Here is a 19,130-nt window from a genome sequence, read left to right as displayed (position 1 = left end):
GCGCGCCGCACCGCCGTTTGGAGATGCGCACCGGGAGGGATCGCTTGGGTTCCGACCGCCGGGGCGGGGAGACTGGAAGACCATGATTCGCTTGCTGATATTCATCGCCCTTGTGTTCGTGGTGGCGCTCGGATCGGCGTGGATCGCCGATCGGCCCGGTGTGATCACGCTCGACTGGCAGGGCTATCGGATCGAGACGGGCCTGATGCCGGCGCTGGTGGCGCTGGCCCTGCTGCTGGCCGCCGGGATCGTGCTGTGGAATCTGGCGCTCTATATCCTGCGCTCGCCGGGCCTGTTCGGCCGTTTCCTGCGCCGCCGGCGCAAGGATCGCGGCTATGACGCCATGTCGAAGGCCATGCTGGCGCTGGGCGTGGGCGATGCCGGGTCCGCCGCCCGGCACGGGCGCGAGGCGTCCAAGCTGCTCGCCAGGGAGCCGGCGACGGAGCTGCTTCTGGCGCAAAGCGCGCAGCTCGCCGGCCGCCACGACGAGGCGCGCGAGCGCTTCGAGGCGATGCTGGAGGATCCCGCGCTCAAGCCGGTCGGCCTGCACGGGCTCTACATCGAGGCCGAGCGGCTGAACGAGCCGGTCGCCGCGCGCCATTACGCGCAAGAGGCGATGAAGCTGGTGCCGGGCCTCGACTGGGCCGGGCGGGCGGTGCTCGGCTATCAGGCGGTCGCCGGCGACTGGGCGGCGGCGATCCGCACGTTGGAGCGCAACTACGCCTCCAAGCTCATCGACAAGAAGACCTTTCGCCGCCACAAGGCGGTCCTGCTGACCGCGCAGGCGCAGGAGCTGGAAGACCGCGATCCCGATTCCGCGCGCCAGAAGGCGAATGAGGCGCACGGGCTCGCGCCCGGTCTTGTGCCGGCGGCCGTGCTGGCCGCGCGGCTCGCCACGCGGCGTGGCGACATCCGCAAGGCGATGAAGGTGGTCGAGGCCACCTGGAAGGAAGTCCCGCATCCCGATCTCGCGGATGCCTATGCGCATGCGCGCAACGGCGATTCGGCGCAGGACCGGCTGAAGCGGGTCAAGGCGCTTGCCGCCCTGCGCGCCCACAATGCGGAAGGCGCGCTGGCCGTGGCGCGCGCCGCGATGGAGACCGGCGACTGGGAACTGGCGCGCGCGCAGATGAAGAGCGTGATGCGTCAGGAGCCGACCCGGCGCGCGTTCCTGCTGATGGCCGATCTGGAAGAACGCCAGCACGGGGATCGCGGCCGGGTGCGCGAATGGCTCGCGCGGGCCGTGCGCGCGCCGGCCGATCCGGCGTGGGTGGCCGACGGCGTGGTGGCCGAGAGCTGGGCGCCGGTCTCGCCGGTCGACGGGCGGCTCGATGCCTTCCGGTGGACCACGCCGCCGGAGGCGATCGACCACAATGACACCTCGCTCGAGGCGCTGGACGACACGTTGCTTGACGCCCTTCCGACGATGCCGGAGCCGGCTGACGATCCGGACGCGGAGGTCAAGACGCTGGAAATGACGGCCGAGCCGCCGCGCGCCACGGCGGGCGAGGGGACGCAGACGGCCGAGGTCGCTGCAGATGCCGAGGTCGATGCCGGCGACGCCGCCGAGGGCGCGACGACCACAAAGGACGGCGCCGCATCGCCGACGGCGAAGGCGGAGCCGGCGCAGGCACCGGACGCGGCGAAGGAGACGGCCGGCGGCGCGGGACCGGCGGCCGCGTCTGCCGCGCCGGAAAAGGCCGAGGGATCCGGGACGGTCGAGAAGCCCGCGTCCGAGACGGCGCAGAAAAAGGACGGGTCGCAGAGGGCGCAGGCGAGCGGATCGCCAGCGCCGGCACAGGCTCAGTCCGCAAAGCCGGAGGGCGCCACGCCGGCCGGGCCGGGGGCGACAAAGGCCGGCGACAAGCCGGATCTCTCCAAACCCATCGAGTTTCCGCTCAAGCATATGCCCGACGATCCCGGCCCGGACGACGACGACGCGTCGGAAACGGTCAAAAAGCCGGGCTACCGCTTCTTCAACTGACGCGCCGGCCCGGCACCGCGCGGCCTTCGGACAAGGCGCCTGCGACTGAGGTGCGCGTGCCGACGTCCCGCCCGTTTCTTGCGCGCGCCAGGCGTCGGGCTTTCCTCGCCCTGCCGGTTTGGCGGGGTATGGTTCGGGCGCCTCGCCCCGGATTGGCCCTGCCCCGGGACCGACCCTGGACCGATCCCCAGCGTTAACGTCACCGGGAAGGGTCCTGGGACGAACATGGGGCAGACATAAGGACGGGCATCAGGACAGACACGGGGACGCGCCCGACGGCGGGCGAAACCGGAGCAAGAAAGGGCCTTGCAACGGCGCGCGGCCTCGGGTATCAAGCGCCCACCTCGCGTGTCTCCGGCCCGGGTCGACCGGTCGGTGTCAAGAGCGTTGCGAGGCGGGGTGGCCGATCCGCGCCGCCCGATACATACGGAGCCTCCCGCTCCGGTTTGGTGCGCCGGTGTAGCTCAGTTGGTAGAGCACGTCATTCGTAATGATGGGGTCGGCGGTTCGAGTCCGTTCACCGGCACCACCATCAAAGCAAAGCGGTCCGCGTCTAGAACGACGCGGACCGCTTTGCTTTTTGAGAAACTGCAGGTGGACAAGGTAGTGGGTTTCACTGAAGACTGGACATTAAAAGTCCAAGGATTATCTATATTTACTTTTATTTCAATCTTAGATTGACCAGATTCACTCAATGATTCATGATGATCGAATCATAGGGAGTCACATGAGATATGCTTGCAGCCGCTGAGTCAAGATCAGATCGTGCGCTTGAAACTGTCAAGCTGGTGTTGGCCCTTGAGACCAAGCAGCAGCAGTACCCGGACACGTTGAAGGCGTACTTCAAAGAGGTTGTTCAGCAGACGATGGCATTGCTGAAATCACCCTCGGAGTCTGCATCCACGGCTTTGCCGGAAGCAGTATCTCTTGCGGTACGACTGTCGTCGAACGAAGATCTACGCATGGCAATTGAACAGATGCTTCAACAAGATGATATTGATGCCGACAAGGCCGAAACGGCATTGAACAGCTTGGAGGCCGGATTTGACCCCAATATTGAATCTGCACATTTTAGCAAAGAGATATACGCAGCTATCTAAGTCAGCTTTCTTCGATCCGGCGTTCAGGGAGTTTGCCCACAGAACTGTCGAAGCCATTAATCATGTCATTGAAAACGTCGAGAACTATCCAGAAGATGTCGTTCGCCAGTTTGAGGCTCATGTTTGGCGGGTGATGCAGTTCGTCCGTGGGAGTCGCTCGAACGATGCCCCATATGAGACTCAGTACGTTCTTAGAAAAGTTCTGAAAGAGTGGATTCCAGAAGATGCACTGATTTCTAGTGCTGCGTTGGAGGAGTTCAGTTTTTTCCTGAACCCTGCTGACCTCTGGGAACACATTGGGCGATCATTGAATCTGTTCGACACGCAAAACTACAAGCCCCTTGTAGTTCGAATTGGAGCCCCAGAAGCTTATAAACATCGACCCATTTTCTGCACCCCCCTTTTCCATGAGCTGGGCCATTTCGTAGATCACCATTTCAAGCTCTGTGAGCTATCTATGCTGTTGTTTCCGCCTGCTGCGCCGCAGCATGGTATCTCTCAAGCCGATTGGAATTTTATTAATCTTCGCCATCGGATGGAACACTTTGCTGATCTGTTCAGCTCTTGTTACTGTGGATCAGCTAGCACCAAATCGCTACTCGCAATAGCACCAGGCCATCCTGACAGCCCGACTCACCCAAGTACCGCTAAACGAATTGCTACAGTCGATGATTTTCTTAATGGTCGACCCAACCCTATGGTCACCATCATACAGGAAACCTTAAAGGCTCGCGGCCAGAAACAACTTGATCAGTGGTTCGCGGTTCCGAATGTAAGGGCGTCATTCGATGATGTCGTGACCTACAAGATTCCCAATGTGCCTGAACTGTATGGCATATTCTTAGCGGGCTGGGACTACTTGCATGACCAGTTGGGGAACCGGACCGCAGCTTGGGTTGAAGGCGATGTTGATGCGTACACAATTGAAAAGACGGTCAATGATCTGATTGAGAAATCAATACGGAATTTCGAAATTCGGGAAAGGTGGTCGGATGTCGTTGCTAACTAGGAAGGAGCTAGAGAGCAGAATAAATTCCGACGGAAATGATCGAATTTTCATTGATCCGTTGATTTCTGATGATCAGGTTGGCGCCGTTTCAGTAGATTTACGCCTAGGGTGCGATTTTCTGGTCTCAGTTTTAAACCACAAACCGAGTGTAAGTCTGCATCCCTCCGAGGATCATTCCAGTCCCGAAACATTCTTTCAGGCAGCGAGGCGAAATATAGGAGATATATTTCTAATACATCCTTCGCAAACAGTACTAGCAACATCTCTTGAATACATAGGGCTTCCAAATGACGTCTATGCCGACATCATTAGTAGGAGTAGTTATCACAGGCTGGGAGTCAGTATTTCTTCAATGTTCCAGCCGGGCTTTCGCGGTTGCATCTCTCTGGAGTTGTTTAATCACTCTAATGTACCAGTGGAGTTGATTGTGGGGAGTAGGATTGTCCAGGCGCGTTTTTTCAAGAACGAGCAAGAGGAAGAGTACATGAATCCGGGTCAGAGGCGAAAATATATTGGAAATGTTCGCCCTACCGTATCGCGCGCTCAACTCGACTCAGATTTGCCCGGCCTGCTTGCACTTTCACGCCAGCGGTAGCTTTATATAGAAGATAGGGACGCTTAGATTTTTGTCATCTGGAATAAATCTCCAATCTAAGGGCTGGCACATGCTAGATAAAAACTTAAGATCGTAATACACTCACCATCATGGCTTAGAAATTATACGTCACTTATTTTGCCATTTATGTGGTTGCGATTTCACTCGACGATGAAAAGCTAGGGTTACACGGTAGGCTGACAATTGCCGGCGACGAGAGGGAGCGTGAGCGTGGTGGGTGCGACCGATCTGCTGCGGGCTTTGCGGCGAAGCCGTGCCTGCGCAGGAGGCGAAGGGCCCGGCGGAGAGCCGCGCGCCTCACGCCGCCCCCTTGCAGACCTCTTGCGCGATCGGGTCGTCGGTGAGCGGTTCCCAGGCGGCATCGGGCAGCGTCGTCGGGTCGACCAGTTCGCCCGGCACCAGATCGATGCGGCGGTTTTGCGCGCAGTCGTAGATCTGGCGGAGCTCGGTCACCGGCAGGAAGCGGGTGAAGAGGAACAGGCTCGCCTTGCGGAAGCGCGGGTCCTTGTCGTTGGCGGTGACGGTCGTCCGGTCCAGCGCCACGAAGCGGTTGGTGCGCGGCACCACATAGGTCCAGGGCTGAAGCAGGTTGCGGGACTGGTAGGTCTCGACCACCTCGAGCCCGGCCGGAAGGCCGGCCCGCGTGCGCTCCAGCCAGTTGTATTCCGTCCACACCGTGAAGACGAGCATGGCAAGCCCGGCCGCCGCCGGCGCGATCCATTTCGGCAGGCGGTTGCCGGTCGCGCGGTTGAGAAGCAGCAGGATGCCGGCAACGGCGATCCCGAGAACGAAGGTGCTGATCAGCGTGAAAATCATGCAGGATCCGGTCTTGTCGAAAGGCTTTGGCGCGGCGGGAGCGCGCAAGGTCTAAAGGGCGTCGGGACGCGCCCTCTATAACACGCTTGTGTGGCCGATGGCGGATTGCAGCGTCTTCACCACGCCGAAGGCATCCTTCAGGTGGTTGCGTTCGAGCGCCGACAAGGTGCTGGGCGCCAGAAAATTGTCCGGCTTCCCGCCGTCGCGCACCTGCCGGGCCTGATGCTCCAGGCGGATGTTGGAAATGAGATCATAGGCGGCGATCAGGTCGCCGCCGCCCGAGACGCTCACCGTGCCCGCCTCGCGCGCCGCGACCAGCCGCTCGCGCGTGTTGACCGGTTCGAGCGCGCCCTGCAGCGCGTAGAGCCGGGCGAGATCGACGATCGGCACCACGCCGGAGTGCTTGAGATCGAGCGTGTCCTTGTGCTCGCCCGAGCGGATCAGCGCGAACCCGCGGAACAGGCCGAGCGGCGGGGTATGCTTGAGCGAATTCGCGGTCATATGGGCGCGGAAGATGGAGTTCTTGCGCGCCATCTCCAGCGTGCGGGCATGCAGCCCGTCGTAAAGCGCCGTTTGCCCGTGGATCGCCCGCAGGTCGAACATCACGCTCGCCAGCATCTGCGCCATCGGGTCGGGCCGGGCGATCCAGCCCTCGAAGTAGCCCTTCCACACCGAGACCGGCTGACGCCAGCGCGGGTTGGTCGCCATCATGTCGCCGGGGCAATGGAAGTAGCCGCAGGCGTCGAGCCCGTCGCAGACGAAGGTCGCGAAGCGCTCGAACCAGGGCCCGTGCGCGTCGGCGTCATAGGCATCGTCGAGGATCAGGCAATTGTCCTGGTCGGACACGCCCGTCTGCTCGCGCCGCCCTTGGGACCCGCAGGCGAGCCAGAGATAGGGCACGGGGGCGGGGCCCATCTCCGCTTCCGCCAGCTCGATCAGCCGGCGGGTGAGCGCATCGGTGACGCTGGTGATCAATTGGCCGACCTTGTGGGCCTCGACGCCGAGCCCGACGAGCTGGGCCAGCAATTGCGGCACGCGGGCGACGACGCCGGCGAGCTCCGGCACCTTGTCGAAACGGCCGATGTCCGAGATCATCGCCACCGCCGACAGCGACTGGCGGCGCACCAGATTGGTGCGTGTCAGAATGCCGACCGGGCGACCGGCCTCGACGATGGGCAGATGGCCGATGCCGCGCGCGCTCATCAGCAGCAGCGCGTCGAAGAGCAGGGCGGAGGGGACGAGCGTTGCCGGATCGGCGGTCATGACGAGGGCGACCGGGGTCTCGGGATCAAGGCCGGCGGCGAGCACGCGCGCGGTCAGGTCGCCGGTGGTGAGGATGCCGTCGAGGGTGTCGTCGTCGCCGACCAGAACGCAGGAAATGTTGTTCTCGTCCATGATCCGCGCGGCCTGACGGACGCTGGTGTCCGGCGCGACGATCACCGGATTGCGCGTCATCACCTCGCCGAGCGAGGCGGAGACCAGGGCCGCGCTGGTGTCGGGCGCCGGGGTCGGGCGGCGGTCCCGGACGTCGCGCAGCCGGTCGAAATAGGCGTCGAATTTCGCAAAGCGGGCGAGAAGGTCGCGAAAGCGGGCGGCCGGGCAGTCGACGAGCGTCACGTCGCGCGCGACCACGGCCCGCAGCAGCGCGTGTCCGTCGCGCAGGATGCCCTTGGCGCCGAAAACCTCGCCGGCGGTTACGCGGGAGATCAGCTCGCCTTCGGGTGAAAACAGGTCGACCTCGCCGCCATGCACCACGTGGAGCGTGTCGATGGCGTCGCCGATCTCATAGAGGCATGTGCCGGCGGCGGCCGTCTGCTGGCCGCTCGCGTCGACCAGGGCGGCGATCTCGTCGCCGGGCAGGAGATCGAAGGGGTGATGGCTGGCAAAGAAGGCGATCAGCTCCGCTCGCTCGATTGTCATGACGCACCCTTTCGCAGCAGGCGGACAAGATGGGCCGGCGCGCGTTGGACGCCGGCCCGAAACGGATGAACCCCGCCCGTGGGCGGGGTTCGGTCTCGCAAGAAGACGGCGCGGGGGGCCTAGTGGTCGACCGCTGCGCCGGCGCCGCGCGGCACGCGCACGGATTCCACCAGCTCCTGGATTTCCTGCGGCGGCTCGGCGGTCTGGATCGACACGGCGTAGGCCACCGCGAAGTTGAAGATCGCGCCGATGGTGCCGAAGGAGGCCGGCGAGATGCCGAGGACCCAGGCGTCGGGCGTGTTCGGCAGCAGGTTGGTGCCGGGGATGAAGAACATGCCGAGATAGGTGAAGATATAGGCCACCGTGAGGATCAGGCCGGTCAGCATGCCGAAGATCGCCCCGGTGGAGTTCACCCGCTTGGAGAAGATCCCCATCATCAGCGCCGGGAAGATCGACGCCGCCGCGAGACCGAAGGCGAGCGCCACGGTCTGGGCCGCGAAGCCCGGCGGGTTGAGCCCCAGATAGGTGGCGAAGACGATCGCGCCGGTCATCGCGAGACGGGCGGCGAGCAGCTCGCCCTTTTCGCTGATGTTCGGGTTGATCACCGACTTGATCAGGTCGTGTGAGATCGCCGAGGAAATGGCGAGCAGCAGACCGGCTGCCGTCGACAGCGCGGCGGCGAGACCGCCGGCGGCGACGAGCGCGATGACCCAGCCGGGAAGCTGCGCGATCTCCGGGTTGGCGAGCACCAGGATGTCCCGGTTGACGGTCAGTTCGTTGCCGTTCCAGCCGAAGTCCTGCGCCTTGGCGGCAAACTCCGGATTGCGGTCGTTGTAGAACTGGATGCGTCCGTCGTCGTTCTTGTCCTCGAACTTGAGCAGACCCGTCTGCTCCCAGTTCTTGAACCACTGCGGGCGTTCCTCATAGGCCAGATTGGCCTCGGGCGCGCCGACCTCGCCGGTCTGGATCGTCTCCATGATGTTGAGACGGGCCATGGCGCCGACCGCCGGGGCGGTGAGATAGAGCAGCGCGATGAACACCAGCGCCCAGCCGGCCGACCAGCGCGCGTCCGCGACCTTCGGCACGGTGAAGAAGCGGATGATGACATGCGGCAGGCCCGCCGTGCCGATCATCAGCGACATGGTGAAGAGCACCATGTTGAAGGTGTTGGAGTGGTGACCGGTATAGCTCGCGAAGCCGAGATCGGTGATCACCTGATCGAGCTTCTGCAACAGCGGCACGCCGCTCGCGGTATGTTCGCCGAAGAGGCCGAGGGCCGGCACGGCGTTGCCCGTCAGCGACAGCGAGATGAAGATGGCCGGGATCGTGTAGGCGGTGATCAGCACCACATATTGCGCTACCTGGGTGTAGGTGATGCCCTTCATGCCGCCAAGAACCGCGTAGAAGAACACGATGGCCGCGCCGATCAGCAGGCCGGTGGTGACATCCACCTCCAGGAAGCGGGCGAAGGTGACGCCGACGCCGGTCATCTGGCCGATCACATAGGTGATCGAGGCGACGATCAGGCAGACGACGGCGACGATGCGGGCGGTCTGCGAGTAGAAGCGGTCGCCGATGAACTCCGGCACGGTGTACTTGCCGAATTTGCGCAGATAGGGCGCGAGAAGCATGGCGAGCAGCACGTAGCCGCCGGTCCAGCCCATCAGGAAGGTGGAGTTGTCATAGCCGGTGAAGGCGATCAGGCCGGCCATGGAGATGAAGGAGGCCGCCGACATCCAGTCGGCCGCCGTGGCCATGCCGTTCATGACGGGCGGCACGCCGCGGCCGGCGGCGTAGAACTCGCCGGTGGAGCCGGCGCGCGCCCAGATGGCGATGCCGAAGTAGAGCGCGAAGGACAGCCCCACGACGATGTAATTGAGTGTTGTTTGATCCATCGATCTGGTCTCCCGGGGCTTATTCTTCGACGCCGTGCTGGCGGTCGAGCGCGTTCATGCGCCAGGCGTAGAAGAAGATCAGACCCAGGAAGACCAGGATCGACCCTTGCTGGGCAAACCAGAAGCCGAGGTCGGTGCCGCCCACCTCGATGCCCGACAGCAGCGGGCGGAACAGGATGCCCATCCCGAAGGAGGCCAGGGCCCACACGATCAGGCAGTTGCGGATCAGAGCCAGATTGGCCTTCCAGTAGGCCTTTCCGGACTCGCTCTCATTGCTCATTGGTAGTCCTCCACGTTTGCGTCGCTGCCGCGAAGGGATCCGGGTGCCGGTGCGGGGCGCGTGTTCGCGATCCCCTCGATCCGGCGCCGCTCACCGACCTTCCGCGCTCCTCCCGCAACCGGTCCGTGGCGTGCTCCGCTCCCCCTCGCGCCGGGCCGGCGGCGCACCGCTGGCCCGGTCCACGACACGTCCTGCCAAGGCCGGACGCCATCGTGAGCGCACCATACTCCCATCGCCCGGCGCGGCGTACCGCGACATTCGGGTAATGGGGGGTGTGCGTATGCCACCGCGATCGGGCTTTGCACGGAGCAAAGACTCCAGCGATCGGGCTCCGCACGGAGCGGAGGGACAAGCGATCGGGCTCCGCACGGAGCGGAGGGACAAGCGATCGGGCTCCGCACGGAGCAGGGGATCAAGCGATCGGGCTTTGCACGGAGCAGGCGAGCAAGCGATCGGGCTCCGCACGGAGCGGAGGGACAAGCGATCGGGCTCCGCACGGAGCGGAGGGACAAGCGATCGGGCTCCGCACGGAGCGGAGGGACAAGCGATCGGGCTTTGCACGGGGCGAAGAGCCAAGCCGTCGCGGTCGCGGAAGGTCGGGGAGGCGTCGCCCGGATCAGGGCGCGCGGTCGATCACGCGTTTCAGCGCGGCCTTGAGGATCTCCGCTTCCTCCGGTCCGATGGCGGCGATCAGACGCGCCTGATGCGCTTCGGCGCGGGCGATCAGCCCGTCGACCCGCTCCTCTCCGGCGGCGGTCAGGCGGACCCACACCCGGCGCCGGTCGTTCGGATCCGCGTGGCGGTCCACGAGCCCCTGGGCGACGAGCTTGTCGACGGTCTTGGAGATCGCCGGCTGGTTGGCGAGGCAACTGCGGGTGAGCTCGCCGACGGTCAGGCCGTCGGGTGCGCCCTTGAGCGAGGCGAGCACCCGCCACACGGGGATGGAGACGCCCTGCGCGCGCACCTCGTCGTGGAACTCCGCGCTGGCGACGCTGGAGGCGCGCGCCATCAGATAGAGAAGATAGGTATCGACGAAGCGGGTCGGCGGGGTCATGCGCTGAAGATCTCGTAGCTCGGTGTCGCGTAGCGGCCCGCATGATAGATCAGCGGCTCGCGGTCGCATCCCTCGAAGGCCTCCACCGCGCCGAGAAAGACCACATGGTCGCCGCCGTCGACCCGGGTGGTGTTGCGGCATTCGAAGGTGGCGGTCACGCCGCTCAGCACCGGAACCCCGCCGCGCCCGGCGCGCCAGTCGACCCCGGCGAAGCGGTCGGCGACCGGGCGGGCGAAGCGGTCGGACAGGTGCCGCTGGTCGGAGGCGAGCACGTTCACGGCGTAATGCGATGCCTCGGAAAAGACAGCGAGATTGCGCGAGCTGCGCGCCAGAGACCACAGCACCATCGGCGGATCGAGCGAGACGGAGTTGAAGGAATTGGCCGTGAGACCGACCGGGGCGCCCTGCGCGTCCAGCGTGGTGATCACGGTGACGCCCGTGACGAAGCGTCCGAGCGCGGTCCGGAAATCTCGATGGTCGGTCATCATGGCGCGGCCCCCTGGGACGGATCTGTGATTCAGGTCTAAAAATATTCCTTTTCATACAATAACGAAATTGCTACGATCCTCCAAGTTCTTTTCATTTCCTGCGACCTTACGCAGTGCAGCACAACAATATTGCGTTGCGGGAAATGGATGACTGCAGCCGACAGGGAGGGGAAGGCGCATGCTGGCCGATCGGATCGAGGCGAAATGGATCGACGCGTTCGAGGAGGTCTTTCGCCTGTGCGCGCCTGCCCCCGGCGAGACCGTGGCTCTGCTGTCGGAAACCCAGTCGCGCCCGCTCAACGTGCATATCGCCGAGCTTGCCCTGCAGCGTCTCGGTGTGACGGTCTTTCACGTGGTGGTGCCGACCCCGCGCCAGGACGCGCCGGTGCCGGTGCGCTCCACCGGCGCTTCCGCCGCGCTCACCGGGCAGGACGCGGCCGTCGCCGCACTGGCCGCGAGCACGCTCGTCGTCGATCTGACGGTGGAAGGGCTCCTGCATGCGCCGCAACTGCCGAAGATCCTGGAGCAGGGCGCGCGGGTGCTGATGGTCTCCAACGAGCACCCGGATGCACTGGAGCGGCTGTTGCCGCAGGCCCGCGACAAGACACGGGTGCGCGATGCGGTCGCGCGCTGCCGCGCGGCGCGGGAGATGCGCGTCACCTCGCCCGCCGGCACGGATCTGACGGTCGCCATGGAGGGGGCGGCCAGCGTCGGCGTCTGGGGCTGGTGCGACAAACCGGGCACCGTCGCCCATTGGCCGGCCGGGCTGGTCGTGAGCTTCCCGAAGGCCGGCAGCGTCAACGGCACGCTGGTGCTCGACGCGGGCGACGTCAATCTCACCTTCAAACGCTACCTGGAACGCCCCGTCCGCCTCACCATCGTCGACGACTATGTCACCGACATCGCGGGCGAGGGGACGGATGCCGAACTCACCCGCCGCTATCTCGCCGCCTGGGGCGAGCGCGAGGCCTATGCGGTCAGTCACGTCGGTTTCGGCATGAACGCGGCGGCGCGCTACGAGGCGCTGGCCATGTACGACCAGCGCGACACCAACGGCACGGAAGTGCGCGCCTATGCGGGCAACTTTCTGTTTTCCACCGGCGCCAACGAGTTCGCCGGCCGCTTCACCAAGGGGCATTTCGACATTCCCGTGCGCGGCTGCACCATCGCGCTCGACGGCGAGGCGGTGGTCGTGAACGGCGCGCTGATCGAGGCACTGGCATGACAACCCTTTCGCAGCAAACGGATCATCTGCGCGTCAGCGGCGGCACGCACCCGGTCGTGCTGCTGCACGGGATCGGCGCGGGGGCGGAGATGTTCGCCCCGCAGATCGCGGATCTGGGGCGCGATTTCGACGCCATCGGCTGGAACATGCCGGGTTACGGCGGGACGGAGCTCGGGTCCGAGATGACTTTCGACGGGCTCGTCGACGCGCTCGCCCGTTTCCTCGACCGCGAGGGTCTGGAGGCCGTCGACCTTCTCGGCCATTCCATCGGGGGCATGCTGGCGCAGGCCTTCATCGCCCGCCACCCGGAGCGCGTGCGCCGTCTCGTCCTGTCGGCGACGACGGCGGCCTTCGGCAGCCGCGACGGCACGTTCCAGAAGCGCTTCGTGGCGGACCGGCTCGCGCCGCTCGACGCCGGGCGGACCATGCCCGAGCTTGCCCGCGATTTCGTGCCCGATCTCGTCGGCTCCGGGGCCGCGCCCGAGGCCGTGCCGGCGGCCATCGCGGCCATGTCGCAGGTGCCGCACCCGACCTTTCGCGCCGCGATCCGTTGCCTTGCCACCTTCGATGCGCGCGAGGCCCTACCGAGGATCTCCGTGCCCGTGTTGCTGGTGGCGGGCGAGGAGGACCGCAACGCGCCAGCGCCGACCATGCGCAAGATGGCGGACAGGATTTCCGGGGCCCGCTTCGTCACGCTGCCCGGCATCGGGCATCTGGCGCCGCTCGAGGCCCCGCGCGCCTTCACCGACCACGTCCGACGCTTTCTGAAAGACCAATAAGACCCTTCCGGAGCCAACGAGCCGACCCCAAGAGGGAGAGGAGCAGCCTCATGACCATCGCCGATCTCGACACGCTCGACATGGATGCCCCGATCTACGATCCCGCGGCCTTCCGCCTCACGGATCAGGAGGCGGAGCTCACGAGCCTTGCCCGCCGCGTGGCCAAGGCGCGCTTCGCGCCGCGCGCCGAACGCTTCGACCGCGAGGCGATCTTTCCCACCGAGAACTACAAGGACATGCACGAGGCCGGGTTGCTCGGCATCTGCGTGCCGCGCGAGAACGGCGGCCACGGCGCGCCGTTTCGCGCCTATATGCTGACGGCGGCCGAGATCGGTCGTTACTGCGGCGCCACCGCGCTGACCTGGAACATGCATGTGTGTTCCTGCCTGTGGACCGGCGCGCTGACCGACGATCTGGAGATGACCGCCGAGCAGCGCGCGACCCACGAGGCGCGCCGCGCCACCCATTACGCGCGCATTCTCGACGAGGGGGCGATCTACTCGCAGCCCTTTTCCGAGGGCGGGGCGGCGGCCGCCGGTGCCGTGCCCTTCTCCACCGGCGCGAAGAAGGTGGACGGCGGCTGGCTGATCAACGGCAAGAAGATCTTCGCCTCGCTGTCGGGCCACGCGGATTACTACGGCATCCTGTGCGGCGAGATGAAGGAGGGCGAGAAGCCCTCGCGCCGCGACACGATGTATATCGCCGTCCCGGCGACGGCGGAGGGCGTGGAGGTCGTCGGCGACTGGGATCCGCTCGGCATGCGCGGCACGGTCTCGCGCACCCTGCTGTTCAAGGACGTCTTCGTGCCCGACGACGCGCAGCTGATGCCGCGCGGCGTCTATTATCAGGCGGCGAGCCGCTGGCCGCACATGTTCATGACGCTGTCGCCCACCTACATGGGGATCGCCCAGGCGGCCTATGATTTCACCGTCGCCTACCTGCGCGGCGAATGGCCGGGCCTGCCGCCGGTCAAGCGGCGCATGTATCCGACCAAGCAGATCGGCGTCGCCCAGATGCGCCTGATGCTCGAGCAGACCAAGGCGCTGTGGTTTCAGGCGATCACCGAGGCCGGCCCCGATCCCTCGCGCGAGCAGGTGATGCGCGCCTGGGCGGCGCATTACACCGTCATGGAAAACGCCAACGAGATCTGCCAGCTGGCGGTGCGCACCTGCGGCGGCCAGTCGATGCTCAAGTCGCTGCCGCTGGAGCGGCTTTATCGCGACAGCCGCTGCGGCTCGCTGATGTTGCCCTGGACCGCGGAGATCTGTCTCGACAGACTGGGACGCGACAGCCTCTATCAGCCCGGAGAGACCGACGCGTGACCTCCATCGACAGCTGGATCGAAGCGCATGCGCGCTTCACGCCGGACAAGCCCGCGATCCGCTTCGACGCCGAGACGCTGACCTATCGCGACCTCGCCCGGGCCGTGGGCGAGGTGGCGGGGCTGTTGCGCGACGGGCACGGGATCGGGCGCGGCGACCGGATCGCCTATCTGGGCACCAATGCGCCGGATGTCGTGGTGCTTCTCTTCGCGGCCGCCCGCCTCGGCGCCATCCTGCTGCCGCTCAACTGGCGCCTCGCGCCGCCGGAACTGGCCCATGCGGTGACCGATTCCGGCGCGCGGCTCCTGGTGCATCAACCGGATTTCGCCGAGGCGGTGGCCGACATGGCCGGCGCCGGCGCGCCGGTGCCGCGCCTCGTCTCGGACCCGGCCCGGGGCGGGCTTGCCGTATTGGCCGCCGGCGGCTCGCGCGTCGCGGCGGAGGCGGCGACGGGCACGCTCGCCGATCCGCTGCTGCTGGTCTACACCTCGGGCACCACCGGACGGCCCAAGGGCGCGCTGATGACGCAATCCGGCGTGCGCACCAACGCCCTCAACGCCATACACATGCAGGGCCTGACAAGCCGCGATCACGTGCTCACGGTGCTGCCGATGTTCCACGTCGGCGGCCTCAACATCCAGACGACACCCGCGCTCTATGTCGGCGCGACGGTGACGCTGGAAGCGCGGTTTCACCCGGCCCGCACGCTCGAAGCCATCGCACGGCACCGGCCGAGCCTGACGGTGCTGGTTCCCGCGACGCTGGCGGCCCTGATCTCCCATGCCGATTGGGCGGGCGCCGATCTCGCCTCCCTGAGGCTGATCGCCACCGGCTCGTCCGATGTGCCGCATGCGCTCATGCGCGCCTTCATCGAACGCGGCGTGCCGGTGCTGCAGGTCTATGGCGCGACGGAAACGGGGCCCGTCTCGATCTACCAGCGCCCCTGCGACGATCCGTCGGAATTCGGCGCGATCGGCCGACCCGGACTGCACACGCGCGCAAGGGTCACGGTCGACGGGCGCCCGGCGCGGCCCGGCGAAATCGGCGAGATCGAACTCAAGGGCGACAACATCACGCCGGGCTACTGGAACCGCCCGGAGGCGACGCAGGCGAGCTTTCGCGACGGCTGGTTCCGCACCGGCGATCTCGCCCTCGTCGACGACAACGGCGTCTACTGGTTCAAGGACCGGCTGAAGAACGTCATCATTTCCGGCGGCGAGAACATCTATCCGGCCGAGATCGAGCGGGTGCTCGGCGAGATCGACGATCTGCGCGAGGCGGCGGTGGTCGGGGTGCGCGATCCCCAATGGGGCGAATCCCCGATCGCCGTGGTGGTGCCGCGCTCGCCCGAGACGGCCGATCCGGCGGCGGTGCTCGCCCGCTTCGACGGCCAGCTCGCCCGCTACAAGCAACCCAAGTCGGTGGTCTTCGTCCAGGAACTGCCGCGCAACGCGCTGGGCAAGATCAAACTGGATAAACTGCGGGAAATCGCGGAAGATGCATTGCGGCCCCCAAGCGAAAAAAACTGATAAAACAGGGGTTTGCACAAGCCGAAAAGGCAAGGTCGAAGAAGGCCGGACAAGATCGAAAAAGACAAGACAAAAAGACAAGACCAAGAGGGGATACACATGAAGCTCGTGACACAACTGTTGGGCACGCTCGCGACCGTCGCGGCCCTCGGGCTGGCGACCGCCGCCTCGGCACAAACCACCCTGCGCGTTTCGAACTGGCTCCCGCCGTCGCACCCGATCGTCAAGGACATCCTGGTGCCCTGGGGCGAACAGGTGGCGGAGGCGACGGAGGGGCGGGTCACCGTGGAGATCATGGCCGCGCCGATCGGCAAGCCGCCGGCGCAGTTCGATCTCATCCGCTCCGGCGCGGCGGACGTCGGCTTCAGCGTGCACGGCTATACGCCGGGCCGTTTCAAGCTGACGCCGATCGTCGAGGGCCCGTTCCTGTCGGACAGCGCCGAGGCGCTCTCCGTCGCCTATTGGCGCGTGCACGAGGCGATGCTTGCCGAGGCGGACGAGCACAATGGCGTCAAGCTGCTGACCGTCTTCACGCATGGTCCGGGCATGATCTACACCACGTCCAAGCCGGTGAACGGGGTCGCGGATCTGGAGGGCCTTAAGATGCGGATCGGCGGCGGTATCGTGTCGCAGATCGCGGACCGGCTCGGCATGGTCGGGGTTCAGGCGCCCTCGCCGCAGGTCTATGAGATCCTGGCGAACGGCGTGGCCGACGGCATTCTCTTCCCGGCCGAATCCGTTCCCTTCTTCCGCATCGACGAGGTGGTGCGCCACGGCGTCTCCGTGCCGGGCGGTCTCTACAACACGTCGTTCTTCGTCGTCATGAACCGGCGCAGCTGGGACCGGCTGTCGGACGCCGACAAGGCGGCGATCGACGCGGTGTCGGGCGAGGCGATGGCGCGCATGGCCGGCCAGGCCTGGGATGCCGCCGATGCGGCCGGCCTCAAGATCATGGAAGAGAAGGGCGTGGCCCTGTCGAGCGCCGACGCGGCGATGACCGAGGCGGTGCGCGCCGAACTCGCCGGCGTCGAGCAGGGATTCCTCGATGCGGCGGCGGCCGCGGGCATCGACGGCGCGGCGGCGCTTGACATGCTCAAGGCCGAAATCGCCAAAGAGCAATGATCCCGGCCGCGCTCGCCAGGCTCGTCGCGCTGGCCGCCCTCGGCCTGCGCGTGGCGGCGGGGGTGCTGTTGCTCGCGATGATGGCGGTCACCTTCGTCGATGTGGTCGGCCGCTATGCGTTCAACGCGCCGCTGCCGGGGGCCTTCGAACTGACGGAGGTGCTGCTCGCGCTGGTCATCTTCGTCGGGCTGCCGATCATCACCGCACGGCGCGAGCATGTGACGGTCGATCTGGTCACCGCGCGGCTGCCCGGTTTCGCGCAGGCCGGGCTCGCCCGTCTCGCCACGCTGGTGACGGCGCTGGTGCTCGCCGTTCTCGCCTGGCGGCTCGGACAGAGCGCGCTCGACTACGCGGCCTATGGCGACGCCACCGTCTATCTCGGGATCCCGCTCGGCCCCGTTGCCGGCTTCATGGCGGCCTGCGCGGCCGTCGCGGCGCTCGTCGCCGTGACGCTCGCGCTGCGCCGGCGCTGAACGCGCCGACTGGCGCCGACAGCCGACCGGCGCGGATTCGCGCCGTCCGGGGGCGCCGGGCCGACGGGTCCGGCGCGCCAAGCCGACCTCCCCGCCCGTCCCGCGTCCGGTCGCCTCTGTCCGGGCCGCAGTCTGGAACAGTGCCGTCATGGAAACCTGGTTGCCCGGTCTTCTCATTCTGCTCGTCGTCATGCTGGCCGGCGTGCCGATCGCCATGGCGATGGCGCTCGTCGGCGGCCTGGGTCTGACGGTCCTGCTCGGGTTCACGCCCGCCATGGCGATCATCGGGCAGACGACCTTCGACACGGGGCTGTCCTATTCGCTGTCGGTGGTGCCGCTCTTCGTGCTGATGGGCAATCTGGTGACCCGGGCGGGCCTGTCGCAGGAGCTTTACGGCGCCTGCCACGCCTGGCTCGGCCATCGGCGCGGCGGGCTCGCCATGGCCACCGCGGTGGCCTGCGGCGGCTTTTCCGCCGTGTGCGGCTCGTCGCTCGCCACCGCCGCGACCATGGGCAAGGTCGCGTTGCCGCAGATGCGGCGCTACCGCTACGACGACGCGCTGGCCAGTGGCGTGATCGCCGCCGGCGGCACGCTCGGCATTCTCATCCCGCCGAGCGTCATCCTCGTGCTCTACGGCGTGACCGCGCAGCAGGACATCGCCAAGCTGTTCATCGCCGGCATCGTGCCGGGTCTGCTCGGCATTCTCGGTTACATGCTGGCGGTGCGCGTGACCTGCTGGCGCAATCCGGCCGCCGGGCCGCCGGCCGAACGCATGGCCTATGCCGAGCGTTTCCGCGCGCTGCGGGGCGTTGCCGGGATCCTCGGCCTCTTCCTGCTGGTGATCGGCGGCATCTACATGGGCGTCTTCACGGCAACCGAAGCCGCCGGCATCGGGGCGAGCGGCGCCTTCGTCATCGCGCTGGCGCGGGGCAAGCTGACCTGGCGCACGCTGCTGGACACGCTGGCCGACACGGCCGCGACCACGACCATGATGTTCATGGTGCTGATCGGCGCGCTGATCTTCTCCAATTTCGTCAATATCGCCGGCCTGCCGAGCGCCCTTTCGGGCTTCGCGCGCGCCTCCGATCTGCCCGCCCCGGCGATCCTGGCACTGGTGCTGCTGGTCTATCTGCTGCTCGGCATGGTGCTGGAGAGCCTGTCCATGGTGCTGCTGACGGTGCCGATCTTCGCGCCCCTCATGGCGGCGCTCGGCTACGACCTGATCTGGTTCGGCATCGTGGTCGTGGTGGTCACCGAGATCAGCCTGATCACGCCGCCGGTCGGGCTCAACGTCTTCGTGCTGAAGTCCGTGCTGCCCGACGTGCGCCTCGGCACGATCTTTCGCGGCATCGTTCCCTTCGTCGCCGCCGATATCCTGCGGCTGGCGATCATCGTCGCGGTGCCGGGCGTGGTGCTGTTCCTGCCGGAGATGATGCGCTGAGCGCGTGGTCTCATCCTTAACGGAGTCTCCGCGCGACCCTGCAGGCCATGCGGGAATTGTTTAACCGAATCATCGTC

Annotated in this window: 17 protein-coding genes and 1 tRNA gene; 12 read left to right on the top strand and 6 right to left on the bottom strand. The window is 66.1% G+C overall.

Annotated elements, in window-relative coordinates:
- The first annotated feature begins 82 nt into the window (after positions 1–82).
- The 5 genes from ABL312_RS17520 (at position 83) to dcd (ending at position 4,688) form a co-directional block, all read left to right on the top strand.
- Positions 83–1,984: a heme biosynthesis HemY N-terminal domain-containing protein gene (locus ABL312_RS17520; RefSeq protein ID WP_349358691.1), complete on the top strand. Its 1,902-nt coding sequence runs from the start codon at positions 83–85 to the stop codon at positions 1,982–1,984.
- Between the two features lie 453 nt (positions 1,985–2,437).
- Positions 2,438–2,513, top strand: a tRNA-Thr gene (locus ABL312_RS17515).
- Between the two features lie 205 nt (positions 2,514–2,718).
- Positions 2,719–3,084, top strand: coding sequence for a hypothetical protein (locus tag ABL312_RS17510; RefSeq protein ID WP_349358690.1), 366 nt, complete (start codon positions 2,719–2,721; stop codon positions 3,082–3,084).
- Positions 3,041–4,093, top strand: a complete 1,053-nt coding sequence (locus ABL312_RS17505; protein WP_349358689.1) for a hypothetical protein — start codon at positions 3,041–3,043, stop codon at positions 4,091–4,093. The genes ABL312_RS17510 and ABL312_RS17505 overlap by 44 nt, the downstream gene beginning before the upstream one ends.
- Positions 4,077–4,688 carry a dCTP deaminase gene (dcd, locus tag ABL312_RS17500; protein WP_349358688.1) on the top strand — a complete coding sequence of 204 codons (612 nt, stop codon included), beginning with the start codon at positions 4,077–4,079 and terminating at the stop codon, positions 4,686–4,688. The genes ABL312_RS17505 and dcd overlap by 17 nt, the downstream gene beginning before the upstream one ends.
- A 318-nt stretch (positions 4,689–5,006) precedes the next feature.
- On the opposite strand, the gene ABL312_RS17495 is transcribed toward dcd, so the two are convergent.
- The 6 genes from ABL312_RS17495 to ABL312_RS17470 form a co-directional block, all read right to left on the bottom strand.
- A complete protein-coding gene (locus ABL312_RS17495; RefSeq protein WP_349358686.1) occupies positions 5,007–5,525 on the bottom strand; it encodes a hypothetical protein in 519 nt (172 codons plus the stop codon).
- Positions 5,526–5,600: 75 nt separating this feature from the next.
- A complete protein-coding gene (locus tag ABL312_RS17490; RefSeq protein WP_349358685.1) occupies positions 5,601–7,445 on the bottom strand; it encodes a DUF294 nucleotidyltransferase-like domain-containing protein in 1,845 nt (614 codons plus the stop codon).
- A gap of 119 nt (positions 7,446–7,564) precedes the next feature.
- On the bottom strand, positions 7,565–9,340 hold the full coding sequence (locus ABL312_RS17485; RefSeq protein WP_349358684.1) for a sodium:solute symporter family protein: 1,776 nt from the start codon (positions 9,338–9,340) through the stop codon (positions 7,565–7,567).
- A 19-nt stretch (positions 9,341–9,359) separates the two neighbouring features.
- Entirely contained in the window at positions 9,360–9,620 is a 261-nt protein-coding gene (locus ABL312_RS17480; protein WP_349358683.1) for a DUF4212 domain-containing protein, read from the bottom strand.
- A 616-nt stretch (positions 9,621–10,236) separates the two neighbouring features.
- Positions 10,237–10,674, bottom strand: coding sequence for a MarR family transcriptional regulator (locus ABL312_RS17475; protein ID WP_349358682.1), 438 nt, complete (start codon positions 10,672–10,674; stop codon positions 10,237–10,239).
- A complete protein-coding gene (locus ABL312_RS17470) occupies positions 10,671–11,162 on the bottom strand; it encodes a flavin reductase family protein (protein ID WP_349358681.1) in 492 nt (163 codons plus the stop codon). The genes ABL312_RS17475 and ABL312_RS17470 overlap by 4 nt, the downstream gene beginning before the upstream one ends.
- 178 nt (positions 11,163–11,340) lie before the next feature.
- Here ABL312_RS17470 and ABL312_RS17465 point away from each other — a divergent pair, with 178 nt between their 5' ends.
- The 7 genes from ABL312_RS17465 (at position 11,341) to ABL312_RS17435 (ending at position 19,053) form a co-directional block, all read left to right on the top strand.
- Positions 11,341–12,387, top strand: coding sequence for a peptidase M29 (locus ABL312_RS17465; RefSeq protein WP_349358680.1), 1,047 nt, complete (start codon positions 11,341–11,343; stop codon positions 12,385–12,387).
- A complete protein-coding gene (locus tag ABL312_RS17460) occupies positions 12,384–13,166 on the top strand; it encodes an alpha/beta hydrolase (RefSeq protein ID WP_349358679.1) in 783 nt (260 codons plus the stop codon). Before ABL312_RS17465 ends, ABL312_RS17460 begins: the two co-directional genes overlap by 4 nt.
- 50 nt (positions 13,167–13,216) lie before the next feature.
- Positions 13,217–14,488, top strand: coding sequence for an acyl-CoA dehydrogenase family protein (locus ABL312_RS17455; RefSeq protein ID WP_349358678.1), 1,272 nt, complete (start codon positions 13,217–13,219; stop codon positions 14,486–14,488).
- A complete protein-coding gene (locus tag ABL312_RS17450; RefSeq protein ID WP_349358677.1) occupies positions 14,485–16,017 on the top strand; it encodes an AMP-binding protein in 1,533 nt (510 codons plus the stop codon). The genes ABL312_RS17455 and ABL312_RS17450 overlap by 4 nt, the downstream gene beginning before the upstream one ends.
- Positions 16,018–16,116: 99 nt before the next feature.
- Positions 16,117–17,139 (top strand): TRAP transporter substrate-binding protein, encoded by a 1,023-nt coding sequence (locus ABL312_RS17445; protein WP_349358675.1) that lies wholly within the window; start codon positions 16,117–16,119, stop codon positions 17,137–17,139.
- On the top strand, positions 17,136–17,612 hold the full coding sequence (locus ABL312_RS17440) for a TRAP transporter small permease (RefSeq protein ID WP_349358674.1): 477 nt from the start codon (positions 17,136–17,138) through the stop codon (positions 17,610–17,612). The genes ABL312_RS17445 and ABL312_RS17440 overlap by 4 nt, the downstream gene beginning before the upstream one ends.
- 148 nt (positions 17,613–17,760) lie before the next feature.
- A complete protein-coding gene (locus tag ABL312_RS17435; protein WP_349358672.1) occupies positions 17,761–19,053 on the top strand; it encodes a TRAP transporter large permease in 1,293 nt (430 codons plus the stop codon).
- Positions 19,054–19,130: the final 77 nt, after the last annotated feature.

The organism is Stappia sp., assembly GCF_040110915.1.
GTDB lineage: Bacteria > Pseudomonadota > Alphaproteobacteria > Rhizobiales > Stappiaceae > Stappia.
Note: the sequence above shows the minus strand (reverse complement) of the source record. Positions and strands in the feature narration are given on the sequence as shown.

Coding starts and splice junctions, on each gene's coding strand:
- ABL312_RS17520 (WP_349358691.1), top strand. CDS start 83: ATGATTCGCTTGCTGATATTCATCGCCCTTGTGTTCGTGGTGGCGCTC.
- ABL312_RS17510 (WP_349358690.1), top strand. CDS start 2,719: ATGCTTGCAGCCGCTGAGTCAAGATCAGATCGTGCGCTTGAAACTGTC.
- dcd (WP_349358688.1), top strand. CDS start 4,077: ATGTCGTTGCTAACTAGGAAGGAGCTAGAGAGCAGAATAAATTCCGAC.
- ABL312_RS17495 (WP_349358686.1), bottom strand. CDS start 5,525: ATGATTTTCACGCTGATCAGCACCTTCGTTCTCGGGATCGCCGTTGCC.
- ABL312_RS17490 (WP_349358685.1), bottom strand. CDS start 7,445: ATGACAATCGAGCGAGCGGAGCTGATCGCCTTCTTTGCCAGCCATCAC.
- ABL312_RS17485 (WP_349358684.1), bottom strand. CDS start 9,340: ATGGATCAAACAACACTCAATTACATCGTCGTGGGGCTGTCCTTCGCG.
- ABL312_RS17480 (WP_349358683.1), bottom strand. CDS start 9,620: ATGAGCAATGAGAGCGAGTCCGGAAAGGCCTACTGGAAGGCCAATCTG.
- ABL312_RS17475 (WP_349358682.1), bottom strand. CDS start 10,674: ATGACCCCGCCGACCCGCTTCGTCGATACCTATCTTCTCTATCTGATG.
- ABL312_RS17470 (WP_349358681.1), bottom strand. CDS start 11,162: ATGATGACCGACCATCGAGATTTCCGGACCGCGCTCGGACGCTTCGTC.
- ABL312_RS17465 (WP_349358680.1), top strand. CDS start 11,341: ATGCTGGCCGATCGGATCGAGGCGAAATGGATCGACGCGTTCGAGGAG.
- ABL312_RS17460 (WP_349358679.1), top strand. CDS start 12,384: ATGACAACCCTTTCGCAGCAAACGGATCATCTGCGCGTCAGCGGCGGC.
- ABL312_RS17455 (WP_349358678.1), top strand. CDS start 13,217: ATGACCATCGCCGATCTCGACACGCTCGACATGGATGCCCCGATCTAC.
- ABL312_RS17445 (WP_349358675.1), top strand. CDS start 16,117: ATGAAGCTCGTGACACAACTGTTGGGCACGCTCGCGACCGTCGCGGCC.
- ABL312_RS17440 (WP_349358674.1), top strand. CDS start 17,136: ATGATCCCGGCCGCGCTCGCCAGGCTCGTCGCGCTGGCCGCCCTCGGC.
- ABL312_RS17435 (WP_349358672.1), top strand. CDS start 17,761: ATGGAAACCTGGTTGCCCGGTCTTCTCATTCTGCTCGTCGTCATGCTG.